The organism is Geothrix rubra (assembly GCF_030268065.1).
GTDB classification, from domain to species: domain Bacteria; phylum Acidobacteriota; class Holophagae; order Holophagales; family Holophagaceae; genus Geothrix; species Geothrix rubra.
This window is the reverse complement of record NZ_BSDD01000003.1, coordinates 440,929-465,395: the sequence shown is the minus strand read 5'-3', so window position 1 is coordinate 465,395 and position 24,467 is coordinate 440,929. Positions and strand designations below refer to the sequence as shown.

The following is a 24,467-nucleotide window of genomic DNA, read 5'->3' as shown; positions in this document are numbered from 1 at the left end:
GGACGCCCCCCGGGGAGGCTAGGCCTGCAGCATGCCGGTCTCCCAGGTGCGGGTGCAGTTGCGGCCGGCCTTCTTGGCGGCATACATCGCCTGGTCGGCCCGCCCGATGACCTGTTCTACGGGCAGATCCGCCTGGAGTTGGGCCACTCCGCAGGACACCCTGCAGTGGAGGGGCCGGCCCTGGATGATGACCGGGGCATTCGCGAGGCCCTCCCGCAGCCGATCCACGAGGGCATGACAGGTGCCGAGGTCCGCATCGGGGATGCACAGGAGGAATTCCTCCCCGCCGTAGCGGAAGACCCGGTCGTAGGGTCGAACATGCTCGATCAGGTAGGACGAGGCGTGCATGAGCACCTGGTCGCCCGCGGGGTGGCCGTACCTGTCGTTGACGGACTTGAAATGGTCCAGGTCGATCATCGCCAGTCCGCAGGCCAGGATGCTGCGCCGGACCAACTCCTGCTGCTCGCGGAGCCACGTGAGCATGCTGATCCGGTTGTAGGCCCCCGTGAGGGGGTCCAGGTTGCCGATCGCGCGTTCCATCTCGCGCTTCAGCGTCTGGAACTGGGCATGGAGGTCGGTCAGGGAACGGGCGAAGGCCTCGTATTCCTCGACCTGGACCGCCTGGCCCTTGTCCATCCCCCGCAGGAGCCTCGAGGCGATCCTATGCATGCGCTCGTGCTCGGTTTCGAGGGACAGGAATCCGGGCCGCTCCTTCAGCTCCCGGGACTCCTCGGCGTAGTACCACTGGCCGAACTCACAGCACCGGTGCGCGTCGTCGGAGGTCTCGACGGGGTCGAAGGGGAGCCGGCAGACCAGGACCTTGACGATGGATTCGTACCACTGCTGGTGCCGTTCGATGGCCAGGTCTAGATGATGCAGAGCTCCCTGGACCTCGATTCGGGAAAATCCGTACATGTCCTGCCCCACCTGTTTTTTCATTGACTATGACATGAAACAGGACCTGACTGGAGTGGTGGATCTCTGGCGCGGAACCGGCGGATCAGCCCAGGGAGCTGGCGGGGGGCGGGATCCGGAACCTACCCAGGAGGACTCCCCCCACCACGGCCGTGAGGAAGCAGCCCGCCCAGAGGGCGGCCGGGCCGACCCTCGCGTAGGCGAGCACGCCCAGCCAGGGGCCCAGGGCGAGGCCGGCGGCGAAGGTGGTGCTGTAGAGACCCATGTACTCGCCGCGCCGTTCCGGGGGCGCCAGGGTGGCCACGGCGTCGGCCATGGCGGGCAGCAGGATCATCTCGCCGAAGGTCCAGATGACCACGGTGCCCAGGAGCCCGGCCTTGGTGCGCACCAGGCCCGTGAGGCCGAATCCCGCGGCGTAGCAGAGCGAGCCCACCAGGAGCTGGCGGCGGTGGGGCCAGTGGGCCATGGCGAGGTTGAGGGCCACCTCCAGGGCCACGATGAGGAGGGTGTTCATGGTGAAGATCAGGCCGAAGAACCGGGTGTCGAAGCCCAGGTCCCGGGTCACCCAGAGGGGCAGCGCGCCCTCGATCTGGAAGAAGACCATCAGCACCGGCAGGAAGGCCAGCAGCAGGTAGGCCAGGCGCCGGTCGCGCCAAGCGCTGCCGCTGGGAGGGGCGTCGGGATGGGGGACCGGGGCGGGGTGCGACCGCAGGAAGAGGGTCAGCACCGCGGCGCCGGCCAGGGTGGTGAGGCCATCCGTCCAGAACACCCAGCTGAAGCTGCGGTGGGCGATGAGGCCTCCCAGGGCCGGGCCCACGGCCATCCCCAGGTTCATGGCCAGGCGATGGAGGGCGTAGACGGCCTTGCGCTGTTCCGGGGCGGCGAGGCCGGCCAGGAGGGCCATGGCGCTGGGCCAGAAGGCCTGGGTGAGGCTCGCCCACAGGAAGATCAGGACGAGGAGGAGGGGACGCGTCGTGGCGAAGGGCAGCAGGAGGAGCAGGGTGCCGGAGGTCCAGAGGCTGGCCTTGAGGATGCGCGCGTGGCCCTGGGCATCGGCCAGGCGGCCCGCAAAGGGCCCGACCACCAGGGCGCCGGCCCCGTAGACCATCATGGCCATGCCCGCTTCGCCCGGCGTCCAGTGGCGCCCCGCCGTGAGGTAGAGCACCAGGAAGGGCAGGGCCATGGTGCCCAGCCGGTTCACCAGGGTGCTGGCGCAGACCAGCCAGACGTCGGAGGGGAGGCCCTTCAGGCCCTGCCAGGGATGCCTCATCGCGTGCCTTCCCCGGCGCGGCCGCCCAGGTCCATGTCGCGCCCGCTGCGGCACCACTCGCTCCAGCTGCCCACGTAGAGCGCCGCGCCGGGCAGCCCCGCGTGCTCCAGGGCCAGCAGGGTGTGGCAGGCGGTGACGCCGCTGCCGCAATGGACGGTGAGGCGATCGACCGGCGTGCCGTCCAGGAGGTCGAGGAAGTCCCGGCGCAGGGCCCCGGGCTCCCTGAACCGCCCGTCCGGCCCCAGGTTGTCCATCCAGTGGGCGTTCAGGGCTCCGGGGATGTGCCCGGCCACGGGGTCGAGGGTCTCCGATTCGCCCCGGTACCGCTCGGGGGCCCGCACGTCCAGCACCTTGAAGGCCGGATCCCGGCGGCGGTGCGCCACCTCCTCGAGGCTGGCCAGGGGCCGGGCCCAGGCGGCGGCCGGGTAGGGCGGGAGGGCCGCCACCGGCAGCACCTCGGTCGTGAGGGTCAGGCCCGCCGCCAGGGCCGCGGGGAGGCCTCCGTCCAGCACGTAGGCCTGCTCGTGGCCCAGGGCCCGGAGCATCCACCACAGCCGGGCGGCGGCGTTGCCCCCGCCGCTGGCATCGTAGGCCACCACCGGGGTGTCCGGCCCGATGCCCCAGGCCCCCAGCTGGGCCGCGAAGCGGGCGGGGTCCGGCAGGGGATGGCGGCCCCCCCGGGCCGGATCGAAGCCGGGGTCCGAGGCGGTGCTCAGGTGGCGGTTCAGGTCCGCGTGGAGGGCCCCGGGCAGGTGGCCCGCGGCGAACTCGCCAGGGTCCTGGCGGGTGTCCAGCAGGCGCACCGAGAACAGGCGGGCGGCGAGGGCATCGGCATCAAGGATCGGCATGGAGGGATTATGGGGCCGGACCCGGGTACTCTGGTGCGGGACCCCGCGCCGGGTCCCGGCACGAGGAGGCTCCCATGGCCGAGGCCCAGGTTCCTGAATCCCGCTGGCGGATGATCGCCGCCGGGGTACTGGTGGTGGGTGGCCTCCTCCTGGGCGGCGTGGCCCTGATGCGCGGGCTGGGCATCGGCGGCTCGGGCGAGGGCGCCCAGGCGGGCACGGACGTGAGCGCCGTGGCCTTCACGGATGCCCTGGGCCAGCGGCACACCCTGGCCGAGTTCAAGGGGAAGGTGGTGCTGGTGGACGTGTGGGCCACCTGGTGTCCGCCCTGCCGGAAGTCCCTGCCCGAGGTGGCGGCCCTGCAGAAGGCCGGCGGCCAGGCCTACGTCGTGGTGCCCATCTCCGTGGACAACGGGGGCTGGGGCGACGTGCGGCCCTTCCTGACGCAGCACCCGGAACTGGGCCTCACGGCCTACGTGCCGGATGGCGCGAAGGCCCTGGATCCCTTCGGACCGATCGCCGGCATCCCCACCAGCATCGTCGTGGATCGCGAGGGCCGGCTGATCCGGCGCTGGTCCGGCTACGGCGAGGGCATGGCCAAGCGGGCCCTGGACGAGGCCCTGAAGGCCCGCTGACATGGCACGGGGGATCCCCGGGGCCGGGCGGGCCTGGGGGCTCGGGATCGCCTCCCTCCTGGCCCTCCTCCTGGGCCCCCTCCTCCTGTTCCCGACGCCCCTCGGGCGGCTGGCGGAGGCCTGGGCCGGGCTGCTCCTCCTGGCCGCCTGGTGCTATGGGGCAGCCGCCTTCGTCGGCCTCCTGGCGCGGGCCAACACGCCGCCCCTGGCGCTGCTGGAGCGGGGCCTCAGGCTCTGGGTGGCCCGCTTCGCGCCGGACCCCGAGGCCCTGTGGCTGCACTGGACCCGCCACGCCTACCACCCCGACCAGGCCTGGTGGTGCCTGGACCGGGCCGTGCGCCTGGGCGGTTCCGAAGGGATCTTCCAGGAGGGCCTGGTCTACCTCGAGGGCGGGTTCGGCCCCGGCGGCGTCATCGACGGCGTCCAGCGCATGGGGCGGGCGGCCCGACGGGGCCATGCGGAGGCCGCCTTCCGCTATGCCGAGGCCCTGCGGACGGGCCACGGGGTGGCCGCGGATCCGGTGGAGGCCGGGGTCTGGTACCGCCGCGCGGCGTCCGCGGATTTCGGCCCCGCGGCGGCCTGGCTGGCCCGGGCCTGCGAGGCGGGCGACGGGCTGGCGGTGGACCCGGAGGAGGCCCGGCGCTGGTCCGGGATCGCGGCCCGTCTTGCGCCGCACCCGTCCCCGAGCCGCAGCCCCCTGCGCCATGACGCGGCCCCGGACGATCCCCTCGTTCGCCTGGGCGGGCGCCTCGCCGGCCGGGTGGAGGCCGTGGCGGAGCCGGCCGTGTCCCATCCCGCCGGGCGCTGGATCCTGCTCCTGGGCCTGGTCCTGCTGGCCGGGGGGGCCCTGGCCACGGTGGGCGCCTTCTTCTGGGCCGGTTCGTCGGGCCTCCACCACCTGCCGCTGCTCATGCTCGCCCCGCCGGTCCTGGCGCTGGCCTGGCAGGCCTGGCGGCTGCGCCGGGAGGGGCCGAGGCGGGGGCGGGACCGGCTCCTGGCGGCTGCGGAGTCGGGCGACCCCGGAGCCAGCTACCGGCTGGGCCTGGCCTTCCTCCGCGGCGATGCGCACCGGCCGAAGGACGATCTCAGCGCGGTCCTGTGGTTCCGGAAGGCCGCGGAGGCGGGGCACCGGGAGGCCATGCTGGCCCTGGCGGAGGCCTACCGCGGGGGCCACGGCGTGGTGCGGGATCCCCGGGCCGCCGCCCGCTGGGAGGAGGCCGCCCGGACCTGATCCCTGCCGCGGTTCAACTTCCGGACGCCGTGATCCGATGGGGAGTCACGGAGGCCCCATGTCCCGCGCCTGGCCCGGTCTGCTGCTGGTCGCCGCCCTGCTGGGCTGCCGGGAGGAGCCCCGCCGCGTCGAGAACGCGAACCTGGGCATCGCCGCCACCTTCCCCGGCGAACCGAAGCTCCACCGCCACACGGAGGCCGGGCCCTATGGGGACGTCGAGTGGTTCGACCTGGCCATGAACCCGGCCGGGCGGCTGGACGAGACCTTCTCCGTGGCCGTGGGCAACCTCCCCCCGGGAGACCAGGGGGGGGCCATGCCCCGGGAGATCCTGGGCACCTTCCAGAACTGGCTCACCTACCGCCTGGGCCCCCTGGCGCGGACGGACCTGCCCGCCGCGAAGGGTCCCGGCTTCCGCTACCGGGTGAACCTGGTGAACGGCGGGGTGGCCGAGGGCATCGTCGTCTACCGCTCCGGCCGGATGTACCACGCCCAGGCCATCATGCCCAGGGCCGACGATCCGGACACCCGTACCTTCCTGGACGGCTTCGAGGTCACGGCCCGCTGAGGAGGGCCTCCACGGCCTGCACCAGGTGGTCCGCCTCGGCGGCGGCGTCGAGCAGGGGGTGGTCTCCGGGCACGGCACCGCCGATGCCCAGGAAGGGCACGCCCGCAACCCGGGCCGCGGCCAGGTCGTGGGGACGGTCCCCCACGTAGAGGTGCGGTCCGGGGCAGCCCTCCAGGGCCCGGCGGATGAGCCCGGCGCGGTCATGGCCGGGCAGGGACCCCAGGCGGGGGATGGCCGGGTCGATCCCCAGGGCCTCCGCCTTGAAGGCCAGCAGGGCCGGGGCGTTGCCGGACACCAGCCAGACCCGGTGCCGGGCCGCCAGCCGGTGGAGGCCCGCCAGGATGCCGGCGTAGGCCGCCGGGGCCAGGCCGCCGGGGGCGAAGGCGGCCTGGAACCGCGCCACGCAGGCCCGTTCGTAGTCGGCGTAGCCGGCCTCGGTCAGGGGGAGGCCGAACCGCATCCGGTGCAGCTCGTCCACGATCTCCCAGTCGGTGGAGCCCCCGCAGCGGCCCAGTTCCTCCGCCGTGGGCGCCCCGCCCCAGAGGCCGCCCAGGGCCTCCCGGAGCAGCACGAAACCCGAGCTGAAGTGGCCGAGGGTCCCGTCCAGGTCGAAGCAGAGCGGCATGGCCCAGGATCGCACGGGATGGCATGCTCGAAGGAGAAGGTGTTCCTTGATGCGCTTCCGGCTCCTCGTCCTCCTCCTGGCCTGCACCCTGCCCGCCGCGGCGGCGGACGGGCTCCGCTACCGGTTCCAGGTGTGGATGCGCGGCGGGGCGGGGCCCCTGGAGACCCGGTTCAGCCTCCGCCCGGCCCCCGGCACCACCAGCCACAACCACGTGAAGCGGCCCCGCATGGCCGCCTGGCGGCTGGAGGCCCTGCGGGACCAGGGCACGCCCTACGCCCAGGCCATGCTGCTGGCGCGGGCCGAGCGCCTGCTCTACCTGTCGGGCCCGGCGCCCCAGACCCGCCGCGAACCCATCCTGCTGCGCTTCGGTACCCGCAGCCTCCCGGTCTGGAGCCTGCGCCTGCCCCAGGGCCTGGACGCCTCCGGCGTGATGGTGGAGGTGGCGCCGGACCTCCTGGCCCTGTGCGACCTCAGCGTGCGGTTCGCGCAGGGCGATGTGGCCCGGATGGAGCTGCATCTCGAAGGGTTGGACGGGACCGCCTCCCTGAAGCCCGCCGAGGATGGCACGGCCCTCCTGAGCACCCTGGGCCTCTGGTCCCGGAACCCCCAGGGCGAGGCCACCCCGGCGGTGGAAACCGTCCGCTAGGGCATTCATCCCCCGGGGCTTATCCTGGAGGACGAGGGTCTGTTTTCAAAGTCGCGCGATGCCGCGCAGGGGCCGCCGGCGGAGCCAGCCCAGGCAGGCGAGCGAAGGCAGACTGGGCGTCTGTCGAGCGAGCCTAACGCCGGATGGCGACGGCCGCCGGCCCCTGCCCTCCGGGGTGGGTCCAGCCGCGCGCCTGGCGGCGTCACCGGCCTCGAACGATGCACCCACATCGCCCTTCGCCCGCTTCCTTGCCAGACCACGCGGCTGGACGCCACCGCGGCGCCGTGGGACCTTGAAAACAGACCCTAGGAGGGGCCATGCCGTTCAGGGACGAGTGCGGGGTGTTCGGGATCGCCCCCCAGGCCGAGGCGGCCCGCCAGACCTACCTGGGGCTCTACGCCCTCCAGCACCGGGGGCAGGAGGCCGCCGGCATCTGTTCCGGCGATGCGGAAGGCCTCCACCTCCACAAGGCCCAGGGCTACGTGGCGGACGTGTTCTCCGAGACCGTCCTGGACGCCCTGCCCGGGGACGCCGCCATCGGCCACACCCGCTACTCCACCACCGGGGGCAACGTGGCCTCCGCGGCGCACCCCTTCCTCATCCACGGACGCTTCGGCCAGGTGGCCCTCTGCCACAACGGCAACCTCACCAACACGGAGGCGCTGCGGGCCCGCCTCATCGCCGACGGCCACACCTTCACGAGCCCCTCGGATTCGGAGGTGCTGCTGGCCCTCATCAACCGGGCCCAGGCGGACACGCTGGAGGATGCCGTGGTCGCGGCCCTCCGCGAGGCGAAGGGGGCCTACTCGCTCCTGATCCTCACCGAGGACGCCCTGCTGGCGGCGCGAGATCCCCACGGCTTCCGCCCGCTGGCCATGGGCCGCATGGGCGGGACCACCGTCTTCAGTTCCGAGACCTGCGCCTTCGACCTGGTGGGGGCCGCCTACGTCCGTGACGTGGAGCCGGGCGAGATGGTGATCGTCCCCCGGCAGGGCGGGGAGGCCCGCTCCCGCTTCCCCCTGCCGAGGGTCCAGCCGAGGCCCTGCGTGTTCGAGCACATCTACTTCGCCCGTCCCGATTCGCTCGTCTACGGCCAGAGCGTGATGGCGGCCCGGCGCGAGATGGGGCGGCTCCTGGCCCGCCGGCACCCCGTGGAGGCCGACCTGGTCGTGCCCGTGCCGGACAGCGGCGTGAGCGCGGCCCTGGGCTACTCCGAGGAGTCGGGCATCCCCTTCGACTTCGGCATCATCCGCAACCACTACGTGGGCCGCACCTTCATCGAACCCAAGCAGACCATCCGCAGCTTCGGCGTGAAGGTGAAGCTGAACCCCGTGCGGCACCTGCTGGCGGGCAAGCGCGTGGTGCTGGTGGACGACAGCATCGTGCGCGGCACCACCAGCAAGAAGATCGTCCAGATGGTGCGGGAGGCCGGGGCCCGGGAGGTCCACCTGCGCATCGCCTGTCCCCCGACGACGCACTCCTGCTTCTACGGCATCGACACCCCCAAGCGGCAGCACCTCATCGCCTCGTACATGCCCGTGGAGGAGATCACGGCCTTCGTGGAGGCCGACACCCTCGGCTACCTCGCCATGGAGGACCTCCAGGCCAGCGTCGGCGACGACGGCCAGGGCTTCTGCTACGCCTGTTTCAACGGGGACTATCCCGTGGCCCCGTCCGGGGAATAGCCGCCTCCGTCAGGGCACCAGGGAACAGCGGGTGGTCTCCGTGCCGCCGAAGGCCTTGCCCACCGCCACGCCCTCCACCTCGGTGCGGGCCTCGGCGGTCAGGAGGCGGTCCTTGCACCGCTGGAACCGCTCGTGGACACGGATCCCGGTCCGGACGCTGAAGAAGAGCATGGCCCGAGCCCGCACTTCCATCTTCAGGTCGAGGGCCAGGGGCAGGTTCTGGGGATCCAGCCAGACGACCAGGTCCTGGTCGAACCGCTTGATGTACCCCTGCGCTTCCTTGTCCAGGTCCAGGTTGAGCGCCAGGCGCAGGCGGCGGGCCGGCTTCCCGTCGAAGCTGTCCATCCGGTCCTCCAGGAGGCGGGCCTTCTCCAGCATCTCCAGGAGCTCCTCCTGGGCCCGGAGCTCGCCGCGGAACCCCTCCGTCGTGTCGGTCCCCGGCACCTTCCCGTGCTCCCCGCCGCGGCCGGCGTGCGCGGGGCCGCCGGTGTCCTCCAGGATCTTCACCCCCTCGGGCCCGTCCTCGACCAGGGTGACCCGGTGGCTGCGGGTCACGCCGTTCTCCTCCCGCTCCAGGCTGTCGTGTTCGACCTTCGCCCGCACGGTCTCGTGCGCGGGAAGGGCCTTGAGGGCGGCACGCAGGTCGGACAGGCCGTCCGCCCGGAGCACCGGGACGCAGAACAGGGCCAGGCAGGGAACGATCAGGCGAGGGCGCATGGGACCTCCGGGATGGCTCGTCTACGGAGGGAGGGGACTCCGGGTTCAGTCCCATGGTTAGCTGGAGGCATGTCCGGCTCCGGCCCCAGCGGTTCCCCCCAGGCCACGTTCGAGGATGGCCTCCGCCTCCTGGCGGCGGCCCTGGCCCTGGAAGCGGACCACCGGAACAGCGCCGCCATCGTCACCGCCGCCTGCGATGCCATCCAGTGCTTCATGGTCACCTTCGAGGCCGCCGCGAGGTGCCACCTGCCGGATCCGGAGCGCGCGACCGCGCGCCTCCGGGGCCAGCTGGAGGCCCTGCTCACGCCCCGGCAGTCCCCCGAGGAGGCCGCCCGGCACGCCCTGGAGGCCGCCCTCCTGGCCCGGGACCAGGCCGCGCTCATCCTGCCGAGGCTCCTCGGGGAGTGGCCCCGGGGGACGGGCTCCTAGAAGCCCACCCGGCCCAGGGGCACCAGGCGGGGACCGGGTCCGGCGGCCGGGGCACCGGCGGCCATCTCCACGCCCGCGTGTTCGAGCATGAATTTGCGGAGATCCTCCCGGAACCAGGCCAGGAAGTCGTTGAACTTCACCTGCCGGAGCTCCTCGGCGGTGAGCTCGCCCACGACCTCCACCACCGCAGAAGCCCCCTCGGCGGGGACCCGGAAGGTATGCCAGGGCCGGGCCTGCCCTTCCGCCGGAGGCTCCATCACCCGGGCCAGGAAGGCCCCGTCCCGTCCCGGCTCGGGCAGGGCGCGGGCCGACTGGGCCGCGAGGGCCGTGCCGAGGCAGAGGAGGCAGACGAGGCGCATGACCTTTAATGATCCCACCCCGCGTCCAGGTTCCCTTCCCGGGGCCGGCGGCCGGCCGCCGACACCTGATAGCGTGGATCCATGCCCATCGCGCTCCTCGGTCCCACGGCCTCCGGCAAGTCCGCCCTGGCGGTGGCGGTGGCCCGCAAGGTGGGGGGGACGGTGGTGAACGGCGACCCCTTCCAGGCCCTGGCGGGCCTGCCCATCGGTACCGGACAGCCCGATCCGGCCGAGCAGGGCGGCGTGCCCCACCTGGGCTACGGGGTGCTGCCGCTCTCGGCCCGTCCCAACCCGGCCGAGTTCGGAACCCAGGTGCGCGCCTGGCTCGCGGCATGTCGGGAACCCGTCCTGGTCACGGGGTCGGGGCTCTACCTGCGAGGGATCTGGAACCAGCTCAGCGAGCTGCCCCCGGTGCCCCCGGATCTCGCGACGCGGGTGCGGGGCTGGTCGGCGGCCCTGGGCGTGCCGGCCCTGCACCGCTTCCTGGCGGCGGTGGACCCGGCCCGGGCCGCGGACCTGCATCCCAACGACGGGGCCCGGGTGCAGCGGGCCCTGGCCCTGCACCTGGCCACCGGACAGCGCCCCTCGGCCCTCCTCACCGGCATGGCCCCGGGCATCCCGGAGGGCTGGCGGGTGCTGGTGGTCTCGCCCGGCCGCGAGGCTCGAAAGGCGCGGGTGAAGGCCCGCGTGGCCGCCCAGGTGGCCGCCGGCTGGCCGGAGGAGGTGGCACGCCTGCTGGCGGAGGGCCACCGCGCCGACCTGGAGGCCCTCCGACCCCTGGGCTACGGCGCCTGGATGGCGGGCGGACCCGCCGGGGCCCTCCAGGCCGAGGTGGTGAAGGAGACCCAGGCCTACGCCAAGCGGCAGGTCACCTGGTTCCGCCACCAGCTGCCGGACGCGCCCGAATGGGATCCGGACACCGAGCCCCTGGCGGCGGCCTTCGCCCGGCTGGGGCTGGAACCGTGACCCCCGTCCCCTGGTACGAGGGCCGGACGTCCCTCGACCTGCTGCGCGGCGCGGACTGGGCCTGGATCGGCCTGCGCTCCGGCGACGGCCTGAACCGCCTCCACAGCGACCTGCTGGTGGCCCTGGACCGGCTGTTCCTCGAGCTGCGCTGGGCGGGGATCCGCCGCGTAGCGCTGAGCGGCGCGAGCTGGATGGCGGGCCACGGACGGCACTTCTCCGCCGGGGCGGACCTGCACGAGGTGGGGGCCCTGGACCCGGTGGCCGCCGATCCGTTCGCCCGGCGCGGCCAGCGGGTGATGGGCCACCTGCTCTGGCCCGGCTGGCGCACCCTCACGGTGATCTCCGGCGTGGCCATGGGGGGCGGCTGCGACCTGGCCCTCCACGGCCAGGAACGCTGGGCCGTGGACGCGGGGCCCGACGGCCGCGGCGGTCTCCGCCTGGCGCATCCCGCGGCGAAGCACGGCATCCTCACGGGCTTCGGCGGCACCGTGCGCCTGCCGGAGCTGCTGGGCGCCGGGGGCGCGGACCGGCTCTTCCGGCACTTCGAGACCTGGGATGGGGCCACGGCCCTCGCCGCCGGTGCTGTCCACCGCCGGCTGGCGCCGGCCAGGGTTCGGCCCGAAGTGGAAGGCTGGCTCTCCGGTCAGTGATGCCCGGCGGCGATCATCGCCGGGACGAGCATGGCGACCAGGATCCCCCCGCAGCAGCAGACGAGCACCAGGGGCGTCAGGGCCGCGCAGACGCCGCGCCAGGTGTCGGTCTTGTGCATGCGCGCCAGGCCCATGCCAATGACGACGATGCCGGCCAGCTGGATCAGGATGCCCAGGTAGGGGACCAGGCCCCCGATCTGCAGGAAGGCCGAGGCGTAGCCGTAGGCCCGGATGCTCTGGTCCGCGCCGACGCCGGGCTTCAGGCCGCCCCACATCCAGAGGAAGAGGTGGTTCAGCGCGCCGCCGATGACCATGCCGAGGAAGCTGAAGAGGGGCATCAGGAGCAGGATCACGAGGAAGATCACGGGCACGAGGGCGGCGAAGGTGTGGGCCTCCGCCCCGGCCTTGGCCTCCAGGGTGGCCATCGCGGCGCCCATGCCCACGAAGAGGAACACCGCCGCCATGATGAGGAAGATGGGCACGGAGAGCAGGAGCAGGAAGCGCCACGGTGCGCCCATCCCCTCGGTGACGGGCACGCGGTCGAAGAGCTCGAAGGGCTGGGTGAAGACCAGGCGGAACATGGCCCCCACGCGCTCCCAGAAGCCGGGCATGGCCTCCAGGTCCTCGAAGGGCACGGGCCGGAGGGAGGGCGACGGGGCTGCCATGGAAGGCGGCTCCCAGATCGGCGGCGCGGGCGGCTGGGCCAGGGGAGTGGGTTCGAAGGGAGCGGAAGGCTCGCTCATGGCTGACTCCGGGGGGGCCTCTACGCTATCACGCCCCGCGGAAGTCCTTCGGCCGGAGGCCCAGCCGCTCCAGCCGGGAGAGCAGGGTGGAGGGGGCCAGCGCCGCCAGGGCGGCGGCCCCGTCGGCGCCGGAGATCTTGCCCCCCGTGTGCCGCAGCAGGCGCTCCAGGTAGGTGCGCTCCTGGGCCTCCCAGGTGGGGATGGGGCGGTTCCCGCCGCCCGGGCGCGCGGGCAGGGCCCCGGGCGGCAGCCGCAGCTCGCGCCCCGTCGAGAGGATGGCCGCCCGCTCCAGGACGTTCTGGAGCTCCCGCACGTTGCCCGGCCAGGCGTAGCCCTCCAGCTGCTCCCGCACGGAGAGCGGGAGCGCGAGGGGAGGGCGGCGGTTCTCGCGGGCGAAGCGCTCCAGGAAACCCTCGGCCAGGGCGGCGATGTCCTCCGGCCGCTCCCGCAGCGGCGGCAGGTGCAGGGGGAACACGTTCAGCCGGTAGTAGAGGTCCTCCCGGAAGCGGCCCTCGGCCACGGCCCGGGCCAGGTCCACGTGGGTGGCGGCCACCAGGCGGACATCCACCCGGCGGGGCTTCTCCGAACCCAGGGGATCGATCTCCCGCTCCTGGATGGCCCGCAGCAGCTTGGGCTGGAGGTCCAGGGGCAGGTCGCCGATCTCGTCGAGGAAGAGGGTGCCCCCGTCCGCCAGCTCGAAGCGGCCCTTGCGGGCGGTGGCGGCGCCGCTGAAGGCCCCCTTCACGTGGCCGAAGAGCTCCGATTCGATGAGGTTCGCGGGGAGGGTGCTGCAGTTCACCTTGATGAAGGGCTTCTCGCGACGGGGCGAGAGGTGGTGGAGGGTCTGGGCCACCTTCTCCTTGCCGGTGCCCGTCTCGCCGGTGATGAGCACCGTGGTGGTGGTGGCCGCGACCTGCCCGAGCTGGTCCAGGATGCCCCGCATGGCGGGGCTGCCCGCGCGCAGGGGCTCCTGCAGCACGTCCCGGCGCTGGACCTCCCGGAAGTAGCTCACCTCCTCCGCCAGGCTGCGCTCCCGTTCCGCCAGCCGGGCCAGGTGCTCGGCCTGCTTGAGCCCCAGCGCCAGCAGCGAGGCGAAGACGCCCACGTGGTGGAGCACGCTCTCCGGGTACTGGCGGCACACCATGGCGTCGAGGGTCATCAGGCCGAAGGTCTCCCCCCGGCTGCGCAGGGGCGCCACCAGGCAGCTGTGCCCGTGGGGCATCTCCAGCAGGCCGTGGAAGGTGTCCTCGCCGGGATCCTCCTCCTCGAAGGTGGCGGGGCGGGAGCGGGGCTTCAGGGCGCTGATGAGTCGGGGGTTGCCGCGCACGGGGATGTGGGCCCCGGCCAGGGCGGGGGTGGCGAGGGGGCCGATGGCATGGGCCACGCGCAGGCCGTCGCCCTCGCGGAGCAGCACGGTGGCCAGGTCGAAGGGGACCAGCTCGCCCAGGCGCTCGAAGGCGTGGCCCACCATGGCCTCGGGGTCGCCGCCATGGGTGAGGAGGGCCCCGGCCTCCTCCACGAGGCGGGCGCCGGTGAGGGCGGCTTCGAGATCGGGAATGGGCATGGTCGGCCTCGGGTTGATTCTCGATATGTCGAGATCGGGGGTCAAGCGCCTTCCCGGTCCACTCAGGGGTGGTGACGGATACAATGGCGCACTCGCACAGGCAGGCCCTTGTCCCCCGACTCCTCGCACTTCGGTTCCTACCGTCTGCTGGCCCGCCTTGGCGAGGGGGCCATGGGCGAGGTCTGGAAGGCCCTGGACCTGCGCCTGGAGCGGGAGGTCGCCCTCAAGATCCTCAAGGACGCCGACGACCTCCGGCGCCGGGCCCTCATCGGCGAGGCCAAGCTGGCCTGCCAGCTGAACCACCCGAACATCGCCCACATCTATGACGCGGGGGAGGTCGACGGCCTGCCCTACATCGCCATGGAGCTGGTGGAGGGACGCACCCTGCGCTCCCTCGTGGGACCGCCCATGGAGGCCGCCGATCTCCATGCCCTGGCCCGGCAGGCGGCGTCGGCCCTCTGGCACGCCCACCAGAAGGGCATCGTCCACCGGGACATCAAGCCCGAGAACCTCCTCCTCACGGAGGACGGCCAGCTCAAGATCCTGGACTTCGGGATCGCGCGCCGGGGGGGCGACGACCTGCCCGTGGGCGCGACGTCGCACCACACCACCCTGGTGGAGCGCACCGCCCCCGGCTACTCCCAGGGCACGCCCGCCTACATGAGCCCGGAGCAGGCCAACGGGCAGGCCCTCACCGGCCAGTCGGACCAGTTCAGCCTCGGGGTGGTGCTCTACGAGCTGGCCACGGGCACCCATCCCTTCCTGCGGGCCAGCCTCGTGGACACGCTCTACGCCGTCACCCGGGACGAACCGCGCCCCCTGTCGGAGGTCCGGCCCGACCTGCCGCGGACCCTCCAGGACGCCATCCACCGCCTGGTGAGCAAGCGGCCCCAGGACCGGTTCCCCAACCTCCAGACCCTCTGGGGCGGCCTCACGGAGGACATCCCCACCGCCACCGTCCGCCACCTGAAGCCGGCCTCCCGCCTGCGCCGCCCCCTGGTCCTGGGGGCGGGGGCCGCCGTGCTCCTCGTGGCCGGTGGGCTGGGCGGCGCCTGGCTCCTGCGGCGGGGCGAGCGCACCGCCCTCGGGGAGGCCCGTCGCGCCTCCACGATGGATTTCACCCAGGGCCGGCGGGTGGTGGCCGTGCTCCCCCTCGAGCAGTTGCAGCCCAACCCCGACCAGGCCTGGCTCAGCAACAGCTTCGCCGATGCCATGGCCTTCGGGCTGGTGCGCCGGGACGACCTGCTGGTGGTGGACCGCCTGCGGGTGGTGGAGGCGATGCACCAGCTGGGCGATGCGCCGGGCCGGGCCCCGCGGTCCCTGGGCGCCCTGGGCCGGGAGCTGAAGGCGGACACCCTGATCCTGGGCAGCTACCAGGTGGTGGGCGGCCAGGTCCGGATGAACGTCCGGGTCGTGGAGGCGCGGTCCGGGAACACCCAGCGCCAGTTCCAGCTGGACCGCCCCCTGGCGGACCAGCTGAAGCTGGAGGACGAGCTGCAGCAGCGGCTCCCCCGCGAGCTGGGCCTGGAGGGGCCGGCCCCCGCGCCGGGTTCCCAGGCCAAGGACCCCCGGACCCGGGAGCTGTACACCAAGGCCGTGGAGGTGCTCACGGAGGGGAACCAGGATTCCATCGAGCTGGCCCACAACCTCCTGGCCTCGGCCATCAAGATCGAGCCCAACTACGCCCCCGCCCGGGCCGAGTACGCCTGGACCCTGGCGGAGTTCGGCGTCACCAAGGCCCTCAGCCAGGGCCGCTTCGAGGAGGGCCAGGCGCTCCTCCGCCAGGCCCGCCAGGCCGCCCAGGAGGCCCTGGCCCTGGATCCCAGCGCGCCCAACTCCTACCGCGCCCTGGGCTCCATCCTGCTGCGCCTGGGTGACCTGGAGGGCGCCAGCCGCATGGCCCTCCAGGCGGTGCGCCTCGATCCGGCGGACCACAAGGCCTACGACGTGCTGGCGGATGTCTTCGCGGGGCTCGACGGCGAGGAGAACCACCAGGCCGCCCGCCGCTACTTCGAGAAGGCCCTCAGCCTCTTCCCGGACGACTGGCAGGCCCACCACCGCTATGGCGTGCTGCTGCAGAACGACGGCGACCTGCCGCCCGCCCTGCTGCACGCCGACCGGGCCATCGCCCTCCGCCCCGCGGCGGAGTACGCCTACGTCACCGCCGCCGACGCGCTGCTCTGGATGGGGCGGCCCGCGGAGGCCGAGGCCCGTCTCCGCGCCGGCCTGCGCGAGGTCCCCAATTCCAACGTGCTGCGCAGCCTCCTGGCGGTGGCCGCCTGGGACCAGGGCGACCGGGCCGAGGTGGTCGCCGATGTGAAGGCCCTGGCGGGCGCCTGGCCGCCGGAGCATTCCAGCGCCGTCCTCCTCGCGGGCCTGGGCCGGGCCGCCGCGGGGGACGGTCCGGGGGCCCTGGCCCTGTTCGAGGCCTTCCGTCAGCGCACCCTGGCCTCGGATCTCGCCGCCAAGAAGCACAACGAGAAGCGGGTGCTCTCCGTGAACCTCTACTTCATGGCCCGGGCCGCCGCGCGCCTGGGTGCCGCCGCCGAGGCCCAGCAGCTGGTGGACCTGGCGGACCGCCTGCACCCCGGGAAGCGGCGGGTGGCCCAGCAGGATCCGATCTTCCGCTGAGCGGGCCCCGGGCTACCGGGCTCCGGAGATCAGCACCTCGATCCGGCGGCGCACCTCCTCCGCGAGGGCGTCCCGCTCCGCGTAGGCCGAGGCCTCCACCGGCGCGCCCACATGCACCTCGTAGCGGCCAGGCCGGATCAGGGCGCTTCCCCGGGGCAGCACCTGGAAGCCGCCCAGGGTGGCCAGGGGCACGATGGGGACGCCGGCCTCCTGCGCCAGGGCGAAGCCGCCCTTCTTGAAGGGCAGCAGCCGCCCCGTGGGGCTGCGGGTGCCCTCGGGGAAGATGACCACGTTCTTGCCGCCGCGGATCTCCAGGGCCGCCGCGTGGATGCTCCGGATGGCCCGTTCCCGGTCCCGGCGGTCGATGAAGATGACGCCGGCCACCATGGCCGCCCAGCCGACGAAGGGGAGGTACTTCACCTCCTTCTTGGCGATGTACACCGCGGGCAGGGGCAGGACCCCGATGAGCACAGGCGGGTCCAGCTGGCTCTCGTGGTTGGACATGAAGATCACCGGCTGGCGCCCCTCCCGGATGTCCGCCGGGAGCTGGTCCCAGCCGTGGAGGGTGATGGGCACGCGGCAGAACCAGCCCACGCTCCGGGCATACCAGGGGCCCACGGTGAAGAAGGCGCGCCGGGGACCGAGGAAGGGAACGGCCAGGAGGATGCCGATGACGGTGCAGGGGACCATCAGTCCGGCCCAGACCGCCATCACAAATCCGCCGAGCCTCGTATTCCGCCAGTTGGCCACGCGTCCCCCCCTGTGGTATCCAGGCTATCAAGGCAGGGAGGTTCCCGTGGGCATCACCGATCGGATCCTGGCGGATCATGCGTCCCGGAAGGACCACGACGGCGTGGCCTGGTTCACGGCGGCGGACCTGGCCCGGCTGGGCATCCAGGATGCCCTCTTCACCGTCATGCAGACCGTGCAGCACACGCTGAAGCTGCGCCGGGCCCGGCACGTGGTGGAGAGCCACGGCTGCACGGACCGCTGGTCCGTGCAGGACGCGGGCTGACGCCGCGCTGGATCAGGCCTGCAGGGCCGCTTCCAGGGCGCGGGCCCGGGGATGGAGGATCTGGTTCTCCAGCGTGATGTGCAGGTGCAGGTCCCGTTCCAGCTCCTCCAGGCCCAGGTAGAGGGCCCGGAAGGTGGCGCAACCGTCCGCGGGGGTCGTGTAGGCCCAGGTGAGCTGGCGCAGCTCGGCCAGCAGGACGCCCACGGCCTCGTGCTCCACCTCCATCACGCGGATGGGGCTCTGGACGCTGCCGAAGCAGGCTCCGCCCATCTCGCCCCGCTCCATGCGGATGATGAAGGGGAACAGGATCTGCTCCTCCTTCATGAGGTGGGGCAGCAGGTCGGCGTAGAGGGCGGCGAAGATCTCCCCCACCCGCTCCAGCTCCGGGTGGCGGGGCCCATGGGCGGCCTGCACCTTGTCGAGGAGCCCCTTCAGGCGCGGCAGTTCCCGGCGAAGGTAGTCGTGGTGCGTGGGCACGATGTGGCCGATGAGCGCCGCCAGGGTGGCCTGGGTCCAGGCCTGGAGCGAGGGCGTTCCGGCGGCGGGATCCTCCAGGGTGGCGAGGCCCGCCAGGACGGCTTCGGTCTGCAGGCCGGCGCTGGCGCAGGCCTCCCCCAGGCTGCGGTGGCCGCCGCAGCAGTAGTCGAGGCCGAGGCCCTCGAAGTAGCGCATGGTCTCGGGGCGCTCGAGCACCAGCTCGCCCAGCTTGGTCTGCAGGTCCGGGGTCATGGGATCTCCTCGCGGGGCAGGGCCCCGACCTCAAGGTGGGGCAGGCGGGGGGTGGCGGGGGTCACAAGTCATACTAAAACGGTCTGGTTTTCCTAAATAAAGTGGAGCCCCGGGCCGTCGACCCTACAAGTCGTTTGATTTCAGTCCACGGTGATGGACTTGGAGACGTTCTTGGGGGCGTCGGGATGGACGCCGTGGTCGGCCACGCCGAGGCCGTCCAGGTACTCCATCTTCAGGACGGACATGCGGAAGGCCAGGCGCTGGAGGACCACGGAGGCCGTGAAGACGAAGAGGTTGGGGTCCCCCGAGAAGGGCACCTCCAGGACCTTCGACCAGTAGCGGTCCTGGCCCATGGGCCTGCCGGAGACGGCCAGCGCCAATTCCGGGTTCTTCTCGGCGATGAGGAGGATGTCCGCGCCGCGGATCTTGTGGGTGTGGATCTGGCTGATGGTGATGCGGACGTCGCGCTCCTCGCTGGGGCACACGAAGAGCAGGGGGTAGTTGGAGAACCGCGTCTCGACAAGCTCGGGCCAGGCCTTCAGGGACTCGAGCCCGCCCGCGAAGGGGCGGCCGTCCCGGTGCTGCTCGTAGACCTCCAGCAGGCCCGCCAGGTCCTGCACGGAGAAGAGCGTGTTCTTGCCCAGGATGGTGTTGGGGCCGTGCTTGAACTCCGCCGCGTCGTACCCCTCGGCATGGTTGAGCACCACCTCGCGGATCTTCAGGGCGCCCTCGCGGGCCAGCCCGATGAGGCCGGTGCCGAGGATGTGGAGCGAGGGTTCCAGGTGGAGCCGGAGGGCGGCCTCCTCGATGTCGGGCCCGGACAGGCGCAGCGTCTCGCGGATGAGGTCCTTGGCGCGGCCCAGGTTCTCGGCGATCTTGCGCTCGGTGAGCGAGAAGGAGGCCGCCAGCACGTAGAGGATGGCCACCTGGTTGAGGAAGCTCTTGGTGGCGGCCACGGCGATCTCGGGGCCGCAGAGGATGGGCAGGTAGAACTCCGACAGCTCCTGGGGGATGCGGCTGTTCTCGTTGTTCACCAGCGACACGCGGCGCAGGCCGGGGACGCGGGTGCGCACGTCCTGGAAGATGTCCACCAGGTCCTTCGTCTCGCCGGACTGGGTGATGCCGATGAGCAGATCACGGGCGCTGAGGGCGTTCAGGTACATGGACCGGAACATGCCGGGATTGCAGGGGAAGACGGCCACGCCGGCGAGGCTGTTGAAGAAGGTGGCCGCCACCAGGGCCGCATGGTACGAGGTGCCGGAAGCCACCAGGAAGACCCGGCCGCCCTCCTTGCCGGACTCGCGGATCGCCTGCACCAGCTCCATGAGGTGCCGCGTGACGCGGCGGCGCTTCTTCCACACCAGCAGCAGGTCGAAGAGGGCCAGGGCCTCGCCGGCGGAGGGATCCAGCCGCGCGAGATCGGCCAGCAGTTGCCGTTCGTCGGAGACGGGATGGCCGCGCCAGGCCTGGAGCACGTCCTGGTGGGGCTTCACGCGGCTGGCCAGCTCCCGGTACACGGGATCGGCCAGGAGGGCCGCCAGGGCGGCGCCCAGGGAGGCCTCGGCCGGCACTTCGTAGAGGGCCATCACCTTCCCGAGGAGGGCCTTGCAGAGGTCCTTCCGGTCCTCGAAGGCGGCGAACAGGCCGTCCGTCTCGGGGGAGCGGAAGTAGTAGCGCAGCACCTCGTCGAGGTTGTCGGGCGAGGAGGCGATCTCCTGCTCCATGAAGTAGCGGAAGGGCGGCCGGAGGCCCGTGTCCCTTACGTTCAGCTTGGAGCGCTTGGGCCGGGGCACGGAGAAGGTGAGCTCCTTCCCGAGGCTGAACACCAGGTACTCCCGCTCGGTGAACCAGAGGCCCTCGCCCTCGGTGAGCGGGATGAGCATGCGGGTCTTCGAGAGGACTGAGGTGAGGTCGCTGCTCACCACCACGAAGTCGCCGTGGGCGTCCGTGCCGATGCCGGCATAGAGGGAGGATCCCGACTTCACGGCCACCACGCCCGGCACCGCCGGATCGGAGAAGGCCGCGGCGTAGGAGCCCTCGGCCTTGGCATCGGCCTTCCGCGCCCCGTCGATGAGCAGGAGGACCTGGTCGGGGACGGCGAGCCCCAGGCCCGCTGAGGCGAGGGCGCTCCGCGCCGCGGCGAGGGCGGGGCCGGGATCGGCCAGGTTGGCGGCGTAGAAGTCCTCGGCGAGGTGGGTGATCATCTCCCCATCGTTGTCGGACACGACCTTGTGGCCCCGGGCGGAGAGGTAGGGCTTCAGCGCGTCGGTGTTGGAGATGTTGCCGTTGTGGGCCCCCACGAAGGGCAGCTTGCAGGGCGTGTGGTGGGGCTGGCTGTTCACGTCCGTGACGGCGCCGTAGGTGGCCCAGCGGACCTGGCCGATGAAGCGCTGGCCGGATTCCCGGTCGATGCCCAGCTCGGGCACCACGCGGCTGGGGGCGCCCACTTTCTTGAGGAGGCGGATGCCCAGATCAGCGCCGATGAAGGCCGCGCCGGTGGAGTCGTAGCCCCGGTACTCCAGCCGCTTCAGCAGCTCGCCGGCCTCCTGCCCCAGGGCGGGGTTCGGGGTTCCGTAGCAGAGGGACACGATTCCGCACATGGCCGGCTCCATCGGGCCGGCGCGGAGCCGGTCCAAACGACCATCTTGGTGTGTTTCCCGGAATCCTTCAAACCGAGGAAGGATGAAAGATCCACCGCCAAGTCGCCAAGGACGCCAAGAACGGCCGTTTTCGCTTTTCTTGGCGCCTTGGCGGTGATCAGTTGCCTTGATGTCCCCGCGCGGTGAACAGATCAGGGAACGGGGTCCACACCGCCATGGGTGAGCGGCGAGCAGCGGAGGAGCCGCCAGGTGGTGAGCAGGCCGCCGCGCAGGGTGCCGTACTTCCGGATGGCCTCCAGGCCGTAGTGGCTGCAGGTGGGCGTGAACTTGCACTGGGTGGGCAGGTGGCTGGAGAGGGTCAGCTGGTACACCCGGATCGAGCCGCGGAGCACCCACGCGGTAGGCTGGAGCCACACCGGCAGCAGGGCCTCCAGCAGCAGGTAGAGGCCGAGGGCCAGGAGGGGATGCGCCGCCGCCCAGCCGATCATGCTAGGCCTTCGCCGCATCGGCCTCGGCCTTGACCTTGCGGGCCTCCTCCAGGAAGGCGGGGACGAGGTCCTCCTCCTTCACCTTCCGGATGAGCTCGCCCTTGCGGTAGATGAGGCCTTCGCCGGCGCCGCCGGCCACGCCGAGATCGGCGTCCTTGGCCTCGCCGGGGCCGTTCACCACGCAGCCCATCACCGCGTAGGTGATGTTCTCGTGGTTGATGGCCTTGAGGCCCTCCTCGATCTCGTTCGCCACGCGGTTGAGGTCGATCTGCACCCGGCCGCAGCTGGGGCAGCTCACCATGCGGAACCCGCCCGAGCGCAGGCCCAGGGAGCGGAGCATCTCGTGCCCGACACGGCACTCGTCCTCGCCGTCGCCGGTGAGGGAGACGCGGATGGTGTCGCCGATGCCCTCGGCCAGCAGGATGCCCATGCCCACGCTGGAGCGGATGGTGCCGCCGAAGGGGGTGCCCGCCTCGGTGATGCCCAGGTGGAAGGGGTAGTCCACCTGCTTCGCCAGCAGGCGGTAGGCCTGCACGGTGCGGACCACGTCGCTGGCCTTGAGGCTGATCTTGATGTCGTGGAAGCCCTCGCGCTCCAGCACCTCGATGTGGCGCAGGGCGCTCTCCACCATGGCCTCCGGCGTGGCGGTGCCGAACTTCTCCAGCAGGTCCTTCTCCAGGCTGCCGCCGTTCACCCCGATGCGGATGGGGATGCCCTTCTCGCCGGCCTTGTCCACGACGGCCCGCACGCGGTCCTGGCCGCCGATGTTGCCGGGGTTGATCCGGAGGCAGGCGGCGCCGCCGTCGGCGGCCACCAGGGCCAGGCGGTAGTCGAAGTGGATGTCGGCCACCACGGGGATGGGGCTGCGGGCGCAGATCTCGTGGAAGACCTCGCCGGCCTTCTTGGTGGGCACGCTCACGCGGACGATCTCGCAGCCGGCGCCGGCGTAGTCGTAGATCTGGTGGACCGTGGCCTCGACATCGCGGGTGTCCGTCTTGGTCATGCTCTGGACGGTGATGGGAGCGTCCCCGCCCACGGGCACCTTGCCCACCAGGATCTGGCGGGTGCGGCGGCGGGGGGCGAGGGGCTGGAGTTCCAGGTCGGACATGGGGCCTCGGTTCAAAGAATCCAGTTTAACCGCCTATGGGGGCCGTACGCGCCGCGCGGCCCGGGCGGGCCGCGCAGGGGGTGGAGAGAGGGACTACTGCTTGAGGTTCAGGGTCTCCTGGAGCAGCTGGTCGGTGGTGGTGACCACGCGGGAGTTGGCCTGGTAGCCGCGCTGGCTCAGGATCAGCTTGGTGAACTCGCCGGCCATGTCCACGTTGGAGAGTTCCAGGTTGGAGCCCAGCACGCCGCCGCGGCCGCCCTGGTTGGCGAGGCCGATGGTGGGAGAGCCCGACGCGAGGCTCTGGCCCCAGTGGTTGTTGCCGGTCTGCACCAGGCCATTGTCATTGTTGAAGGTGGCCAGGGAGACCTGGGCCAGGGAGATGACCTGCCCGTTGGTGAAGGTGCCGCTGATGATGCCGTTCTGGTCCACGGAGAGGTCCCGCAGGGTGCCGGCGCCGTAGCCGTCCTGGAAGGTGCTGTTGGTGCTGCTGGAGGCCGCGAACTGGGTGAGGTTGGGGGACCCGTCCGCGTTCAGGACGTCCCAGGTGATGTTCTGCGCGGCGGTGCCATTGCCCCAGTTGATGTTGCTGAACACGGGATTGGTGGTGGGCGAGGTGAGGTTGCCGCTGGAGCTGAAGGTGAGGGTCCCGGTGGCTCCGGCGCCGATGGTGGCGGGGGCCGTCACGCTGGCTGCGTAGCTCCAGGTGTTCGCGCCGGTCTTGGTGTAGGTGACGATGATGTTCTGCGGGTTGCCCTGGCTGTCGTAGGCCTGGATGGGGGTGGTCAGGGTGTCCCCGATGGCCGCGGCGGAGTTCAGGTTGATGCCCAGGCGGATGTTCTGGGTGGCGAAGGCGCTGGCGGTGGTGCCCGCGTCGATGCGGATGGGGGCCAGGGCGGCCGAGGTGTTCACGTTGCCCGTGACGGGATCCCGGTTCCAGCCCATGACGTTGGAGCCGTCGCTGGCCACCAGGTAGCCTCCGCTGTTCCGGGTGAAGTTGCCCGCCCGGCTGAACACCTGGCGGCCGTCCACGGTCTGGAGGGTGAAGAAGCCGTTGCCCTGGATGGCCATGTCGAGGGCGTTGCCCGTGCTCTGGAAGGAGGACTGCGAGAAGTCCTGGCTGACGCCGTTGACCTGCACGCCCAGGCCGAACTGGATGGGGTTCCCGTTCCCCTGCGTGGAGATCCCACCCAGGCTCGTGCTGAAGATGTCGCGGAAGGTCGTGGCCGACCCCTTGAAGCCCACGGTGTTGATGTTCGACAGGTTGTTGCCGATCACGTTGAGGGCGTTGGCGTTGGTGGAGAGGCCGGAGAGGCTGGAGTAGAAGGCGGAGTAGAGGCTCATGATCGGCTCCTGTCAGGAAAGAACCTGGATGACGTTGGCGAGGGAGAAGGCCTGTCCGTTCGAATACAGCGAGATGGATCCGTCGGTGTTGAAGGCCATGGAATCGATCTTCCGGATCAGGCTGGTGGTGTAGGGGACCGCGGCGCCGCTGAGGGACTTGGCCGTGACGGTCACCTTGTAGTCGCCGTCCGGAAGCTGGTTCCCGCTGGCGTCGGTCCCGTTCCAGGTGAGGGTCTGGTCGCCCTTGCCCAGGTTGCCTTCGGGGAGGGTGGTCACGATGTTCCCGTTGGCGTCGGTCACGGTCAGGGTCACGTCGGCGGCGGCGGAGAGGTTGAGGCCCATGGAGGCCTGGCCCCCCTTCAGGGAGAATCCGGAGCCGTCCACCTTCACCGTCTTGCCCACCATAGAGACCGCCTGGGCCTGGAAGAGCGCCTGGTTCTTCTCGAGCAGGCCCTGGAGCAGCGAGTTGGTCTGCGTGGCCTGCTCGAGGCTGGAGAAGCTGGTGAGCTGCTGGACCATCTGGTTCGGGTCCATGGCCGAGCTGGAGGTGGGGTCCTGGTTCTTGAGCTGGGCCACCAGCAGCTGCAGGAACGAATCCTGGTTGAGGGTGTTCTTGGCCGTGCTGCTGGTGCTTGGGGTGGTGCTCGCCGTGGTCGTGGCCGCGGTGATCATGCCGGTTTCCATGGGGACCTCCGGAAGGGTGGGTTCAG

Annotated in this window: 25 protein-coding genes; 10 read left to right on the top strand and 15 right to left on the bottom strand. The window is 71.9% G+C overall.

Annotated elements, in window-relative coordinates; genetic code table 11:
• Positions 1 to 18 precede the first annotated feature (18 nt).
• The 3 genes from QSJ33_RS10180 to QSJ33_RS10170 all read right to left on the bottom strand — a co-directional run bounded on the left by QSJ33_RS10180 (position 19) and on the right by QSJ33_RS10170 (position 3,033).
• Entirely contained in the window at positions 19 to 915 is an 897-nt protein-coding gene (locus QSJ33_RS10180) for a diguanylate cyclase (protein WP_285725255.1), read from the bottom strand.
• An 85-nt stretch (positions 916 to 1,000) separates the two neighbouring features.
• Entirely contained in the window at positions 1,001 to 2,185 is a 1,185-nt protein-coding gene (locus QSJ33_RS10175) for an MDR family MFS transporter (RefSeq protein ID WP_285725253.1), read from the bottom strand.
• Positions 2,182 to 3,033 carry a sulfurtransferase gene (locus tag QSJ33_RS10170; protein WP_285725251.1) on the bottom strand — a complete coding sequence of 284 codons (852 nt, stop codon included), beginning with the start codon at positions 3,031 to 3,033 and terminating at the stop codon, positions 2,182 to 2,184. Before QSJ33_RS10170 ends, QSJ33_RS10175 begins: the two co-directional genes overlap by 4 nt.
• A 74-nt stretch (positions 3,034 to 3,107) precedes the next feature.
• On the opposite strand from QSJ33_RS10170, the gene QSJ33_RS10165 reads away from it, so the two are divergent.
• The 3 genes from QSJ33_RS10165 to QSJ33_RS10155 are packed head-to-tail and all read left to right on the top strand — an operon-like array spanning position 3,108 to position 5,461.
• Positions 3,108 to 3,665, top strand: a complete 558-nt coding sequence (locus QSJ33_RS10165) for a TlpA family protein disulfide reductase (RefSeq protein ID WP_285725249.1) — start codon at positions 3,108 to 3,110, stop codon at positions 3,663 to 3,665.
• Between the two features lies 1 nt (position 3,666).
• Positions 3,667 to 4,896, top strand: coding sequence for a tetratricopeptide repeat protein (locus QSJ33_RS10160; protein WP_285725246.1), 1,230 nt, complete (start codon positions 3,667 to 3,669; stop codon positions 4,894 to 4,896).
• 58 nt (positions 4,897 to 4,954) lie between these two features.
• Positions 4,955 to 5,461, top strand: a complete 507-nt coding sequence (locus QSJ33_RS10155; RefSeq protein WP_285725244.1) for a hypothetical protein — start codon at positions 4,955 to 4,957, stop codon at positions 5,459 to 5,461.
• Here the strand turns inward: QSJ33_RS10155 and QSJ33_RS10150 are convergent.
• Positions 5,448 to 6,101, bottom strand: a complete 654-nt coding sequence (locus QSJ33_RS10150; protein ID WP_285725242.1) for an HAD family hydrolase — start codon at positions 6,099 to 6,101, stop codon at positions 5,448 to 5,450. The genes QSJ33_RS10155 and QSJ33_RS10150 overlap by 14 nt on opposite strands.
• Positions 6,102 to 6,135: 34 nt before the next feature.
• On the opposite strand from QSJ33_RS10150, the gene QSJ33_RS10145 reads away from it, so the two are divergent.
• Both QSJ33_RS10145 and purF read left to right on the top strand, forming a co-directional pair.
• Positions 6,136 to 6,732, top strand: coding sequence for a hypothetical protein (locus tag QSJ33_RS10145; protein WP_285725239.1), 597 nt, complete (start codon positions 6,136 to 6,138; stop codon positions 6,730 to 6,732).
• Positions 6,733 to 7,049: 317 nt separating this feature from the next.
• Positions 7,050 to 8,417 (top strand): amidophosphoribosyltransferase, encoded by a 1,368-nt coding sequence (purF, locus tag QSJ33_RS10140; RefSeq protein ID WP_285725237.1) that lies wholly within the window; start codon positions 7,050 to 7,052, stop codon positions 8,415 to 8,417.
• A gap of 9 nt (positions 8,418 to 8,426) precedes the next feature.
• Here purF and QSJ33_RS10135 read toward each other — a convergent pair whose 3' ends face one another.
• The gene (locus QSJ33_RS10135; protein ID WP_285725235.1) at positions 8,427 to 9,134 is read right to left on the bottom strand and encodes a hypothetical protein; all 708 of its coding nucleotides are present in this window, start codon (positions 9,132 to 9,134) and stop codon (positions 8,427 to 8,429) included.
• 69 nt (positions 9,135 to 9,203) lie between these two features.
• On the opposite strand from QSJ33_RS10135, the gene QSJ33_RS10130 reads away from it, so the two are divergent.
• Positions 9,204 to 9,563, top strand: a complete 360-nt coding sequence (locus QSJ33_RS10130) for a hypothetical protein (protein WP_285725233.1) — start codon at positions 9,204 to 9,206, stop codon at positions 9,561 to 9,563.
• On the opposite strand, the gene QSJ33_RS10125 is transcribed toward QSJ33_RS10130, so the two are convergent.
• Complete coding sequence (locus QSJ33_RS10125; protein ID WP_285725231.1) at positions 9,560 to 9,922, bottom strand: hypothetical protein; 363 nt, start codon at positions 9,920 to 9,922, stop codon at positions 9,560 to 9,562. The two genes, QSJ33_RS10130 and QSJ33_RS10125, sit on opposite strands and share 4 nt — an antisense overlap.
• A gap of 81 nt (positions 9,923 to 10,003) precedes the next feature.
• On the opposite strand from QSJ33_RS10125, the gene miaA reads away from it, so the two are divergent.
• Together miaA and QSJ33_RS10115 are read left to right on the top strand one after the other, a co-directional pair.
• Complete coding sequence (miaA, locus tag QSJ33_RS10120; RefSeq protein ID WP_285725229.1) at positions 10,004 to 10,888, top strand: tRNA (adenosine(37)-N6)-dimethylallyltransferase MiaA; 885 nt, start codon at positions 10,004 to 10,006, stop codon at positions 10,886 to 10,888.
• Complete coding sequence (locus tag QSJ33_RS10115) at positions 10,885 to 11,538, top strand: enoyl-CoA hydratase/isomerase family protein (RefSeq protein ID WP_285725228.1); 654 nt, start codon at positions 10,885 to 10,887, stop codon at positions 11,536 to 11,538. The genes miaA and QSJ33_RS10115 overlap by 4 nt, the downstream gene beginning before the upstream one ends.
• Here QSJ33_RS10115 and QSJ33_RS10110 read toward each other — a convergent pair.
• Positions 11,532 to 12,281 (bottom strand): YIP1 family protein, encoded by a 750-nt coding sequence (locus QSJ33_RS10110; RefSeq protein WP_285725226.1) that lies wholly within the window; start codon positions 12,279 to 12,281, stop codon positions 11,532 to 11,534. The two genes, QSJ33_RS10115 and QSJ33_RS10110, sit on opposite strands and share 7 nt — an antisense overlap.
• A gap of 28 nt (positions 12,282 to 12,309) precedes the next feature.
• Positions 12,310 to 13,845: a sigma 54-interacting transcriptional regulator gene (locus QSJ33_RS10105; protein WP_285725224.1), complete on the bottom strand. Its 1,536-nt coding sequence runs from the start codon at positions 13,843 to 13,845 to the stop codon at positions 12,310 to 12,312.
• 108 nt (positions 13,846 to 13,953) lie between these two features.
• On the opposite strand from QSJ33_RS10105, the gene QSJ33_RS10100 reads away from it, so the two are divergent.
• On the top strand, positions 13,954 to 16,476 hold the full coding sequence (locus tag QSJ33_RS10100; RefSeq protein WP_285725222.1) for a protein kinase domain-containing protein: 2,523 nt from the start codon (positions 13,954 to 13,956) through the stop codon (positions 16,474 to 16,476).
• Between the two features lie 12 nt (positions 16,477 to 16,488).
• On the opposite strand, the gene QSJ33_RS10095 is transcribed toward QSJ33_RS10100, so the two are convergent.
• A complete protein-coding gene (locus QSJ33_RS10095) occupies positions 16,489 to 17,187 on the bottom strand; it encodes a lysophospholipid acyltransferase family protein (RefSeq protein ID WP_285725220.1) in 699 nt (232 codons plus the stop codon).
• 85 nt (positions 17,188 to 17,272) lie between these two features.
• On the opposite strand from QSJ33_RS10095, the gene QSJ33_RS10090 reads away from it, so the two are divergent.
• Complete coding sequence (locus QSJ33_RS10090; RefSeq protein WP_285725218.1) at positions 17,273 to 17,491, top strand: hypothetical protein; 219 nt, start codon at positions 17,273 to 17,275, stop codon at positions 17,489 to 17,491.
• A gap of 12 nt (positions 17,492 to 17,503) precedes the next feature.
• On the opposite strand, the gene ric is transcribed toward QSJ33_RS10090, so the two are convergent.
• The 6 genes from ric to QSJ33_RS10060 all read right to left on the bottom strand — a co-directional run bounded on the left by ric (position 17,504) and on the right by QSJ33_RS10060 (position 24,441).
• Complete coding sequence (gene ric, locus QSJ33_RS10085; protein ID WP_285725216.1) at positions 17,504 to 18,220, bottom strand: iron-sulfur cluster repair di-iron protein; 717 nt, start codon at positions 18,218 to 18,220, stop codon at positions 17,504 to 17,506.
• A gap of 140 nt (positions 18,221 to 18,360) precedes the next feature.
• Positions 18,361 to 20,820 (bottom strand): SIS domain-containing protein, encoded by a 2,460-nt coding sequence (locus tag QSJ33_RS10080; RefSeq protein ID WP_285725214.1) that lies wholly within the window; start codon positions 20,818 to 20,820, stop codon positions 18,361 to 18,363.
• Between the two features lie 191 nt (positions 20,821 to 21,011).
• Positions 21,012 to 21,308, bottom strand: a complete 297-nt coding sequence (gene yidD, locus QSJ33_RS10075; RefSeq protein WP_285725212.1) for a membrane protein insertion efficiency factor YidD — start codon at positions 21,306 to 21,308, stop codon at positions 21,012 to 21,014.
• Between the two features lies 1 nt (position 21,309).
• Positions 21,310 to 22,416: a flavodoxin-dependent (E)-4-hydroxy-3-methylbut-2-enyl-diphosphate synthase gene (gene ispG, locus QSJ33_RS10070; RefSeq protein WP_285725210.1), complete on the bottom strand. Its 1,107-nt coding sequence runs from the start codon at positions 22,414 to 22,416 to the stop codon at positions 21,310 to 21,312.
• Between the two features lie 93 nt (positions 22,417 to 22,509).
• Entirely contained in the window at positions 22,510 to 23,757 is a 1,248-nt protein-coding gene (locus QSJ33_RS10065; protein ID WP_285725208.1) for a flagellar hook protein FlgE, read from the bottom strand.
• Between the two features lie 12 nt (positions 23,758 to 23,769).
• Positions 23,770 to 24,441 carry a flagellar hook assembly protein FlgD gene (locus QSJ33_RS10060; protein WP_285725205.1) on the bottom strand — a complete coding sequence of 224 codons (672 nt, stop codon included), beginning with the start codon at positions 24,439 to 24,441 and terminating at the stop codon, positions 23,770 to 23,772.
• Between the last annotated feature and the right edge of the window lie 26 nt (positions 24,442 to 24,467).

Coding starts and splice junctions, on each gene's coding strand:
- QSJ33_RS10180 (WP_285725255.1), bottom strand. CDS start 915: ATGTACGGATTTTCCCGAATCGAGGTCCAGGGAGCTCTGCATCATCTA.
- QSJ33_RS10175 (WP_285725253.1), bottom strand. CDS start 2,185: ATGAGGCATCCCTGGCAGGGCCTGAAGGGCCTCCCCTCCGACGTCTGG.
- QSJ33_RS10170 (WP_285725251.1), bottom strand. CDS start 3,033: ATGCCGATCCTTGATGCCGATGCCCTCGCCGCCCGCCTGTTCTCGGTG.
- QSJ33_RS10165 (WP_285725249.1), top strand. CDS start 3,108: ATGGCCGAGGCCCAGGTTCCTGAATCCCGCTGGCGGATGATCGCCGCC.
- QSJ33_RS10160 (WP_285725246.1), top strand. CDS start 3,667: ATGGCACGGGGGATCCCCGGGGCCGGGCGGGCCTGGGGGCTCGGGATC.
- QSJ33_RS10155 (WP_285725244.1), top strand. CDS start 4,955: ATGTCCCGCGCCTGGCCCGGTCTGCTGCTGGTCGCCGCCCTGCTGGGC.
- QSJ33_RS10145 (WP_285725239.1), top strand. CDS start 6,136: ATGCGCTTCCGGCTCCTCGTCCTCCTCCTGGCCTGCACCCTGCCCGCC.
- purF (WP_285725237.1), top strand. CDS start 7,050: ATGCCGTTCAGGGACGAGTGCGGGGTGTTCGGGATCGCCCCCCAGGCC.
- QSJ33_RS10135 (WP_285725235.1), bottom strand. CDS start 9,134: ATGCGCCCTCGCCTGATCGTTCCCTGCCTGGCCCTGTTCTGCGTCCCG.
- QSJ33_RS10130 (WP_285725233.1), top strand. CDS start 9,204: ATGTCCGGCTCCGGCCCCAGCGGTTCCCCCCAGGCCACGTTCGAGGAT.
- QSJ33_RS10125 (WP_285725231.1), bottom strand. CDS start 9,922: ATGCGCCTCGTCTGCCTCCTCTGCCTCGGCACGGCCCTCGCGGCCCAG.
- miaA (WP_285725229.1), top strand. CDS start 10,004: ATGCCCATCGCGCTCCTCGGTCCCACGGCCTCCGGCAAGTCCGCCCTG.
- QSJ33_RS10110 (WP_285725226.1), bottom strand. CDS start 12,281: ATGAGCGAGCCTTCCGCTCCCTTCGAACCCACTCCCCTGGCCCAGCCG.
- QSJ33_RS10105 (WP_285725224.1), bottom strand. CDS start 13,845: ATGCCCATTCCCGATCTCGAAGCCGCCCTCACCGGCGCCCGCCTCGTG.
- QSJ33_RS10095 (WP_285725220.1), bottom strand. CDS start 17,187: ATGGCGGTCTGGGCCGGACTGATGGTCCCCTGCACCGTCATCGGCATC.
- ric (WP_285725216.1), bottom strand. CDS start 18,220: ATGACCCCGGACCTGCAGACCAAGCTGGGCGAGCTGGTGCTCGAGCGC.
- QSJ33_RS10080 (WP_285725214.1), bottom strand. CDS start 20,820: ATGTGCGGAATCGTGTCCCTCTGCTACGGAACCCCGAACCCCGCCCTG.
- yidD (WP_285725212.1), bottom strand. CDS start 21,308: ATGATCGGCTGGGCGGCGGCGCATCCCCTCCTGGCCCTCGGCCTCTAC.
- ispG (WP_285725210.1), bottom strand. CDS start 22,416: ATGTCCGACCTGGAACTCCAGCCCCTCGCCCCCCGCCGCCGCACCCGC.
- QSJ33_RS10065 (WP_285725208.1), bottom strand. CDS start 23,757: ATGAGCCTCTACTCCGCCTTCTACTCCAGCCTCTCCGGCCTCTCCACC.
- QSJ33_RS10060 (WP_285725205.1), bottom strand. CDS start 24,441: ATGGAAACCGGCATGATCACCGCGGCCACGACCACGGCGAGCACCACC.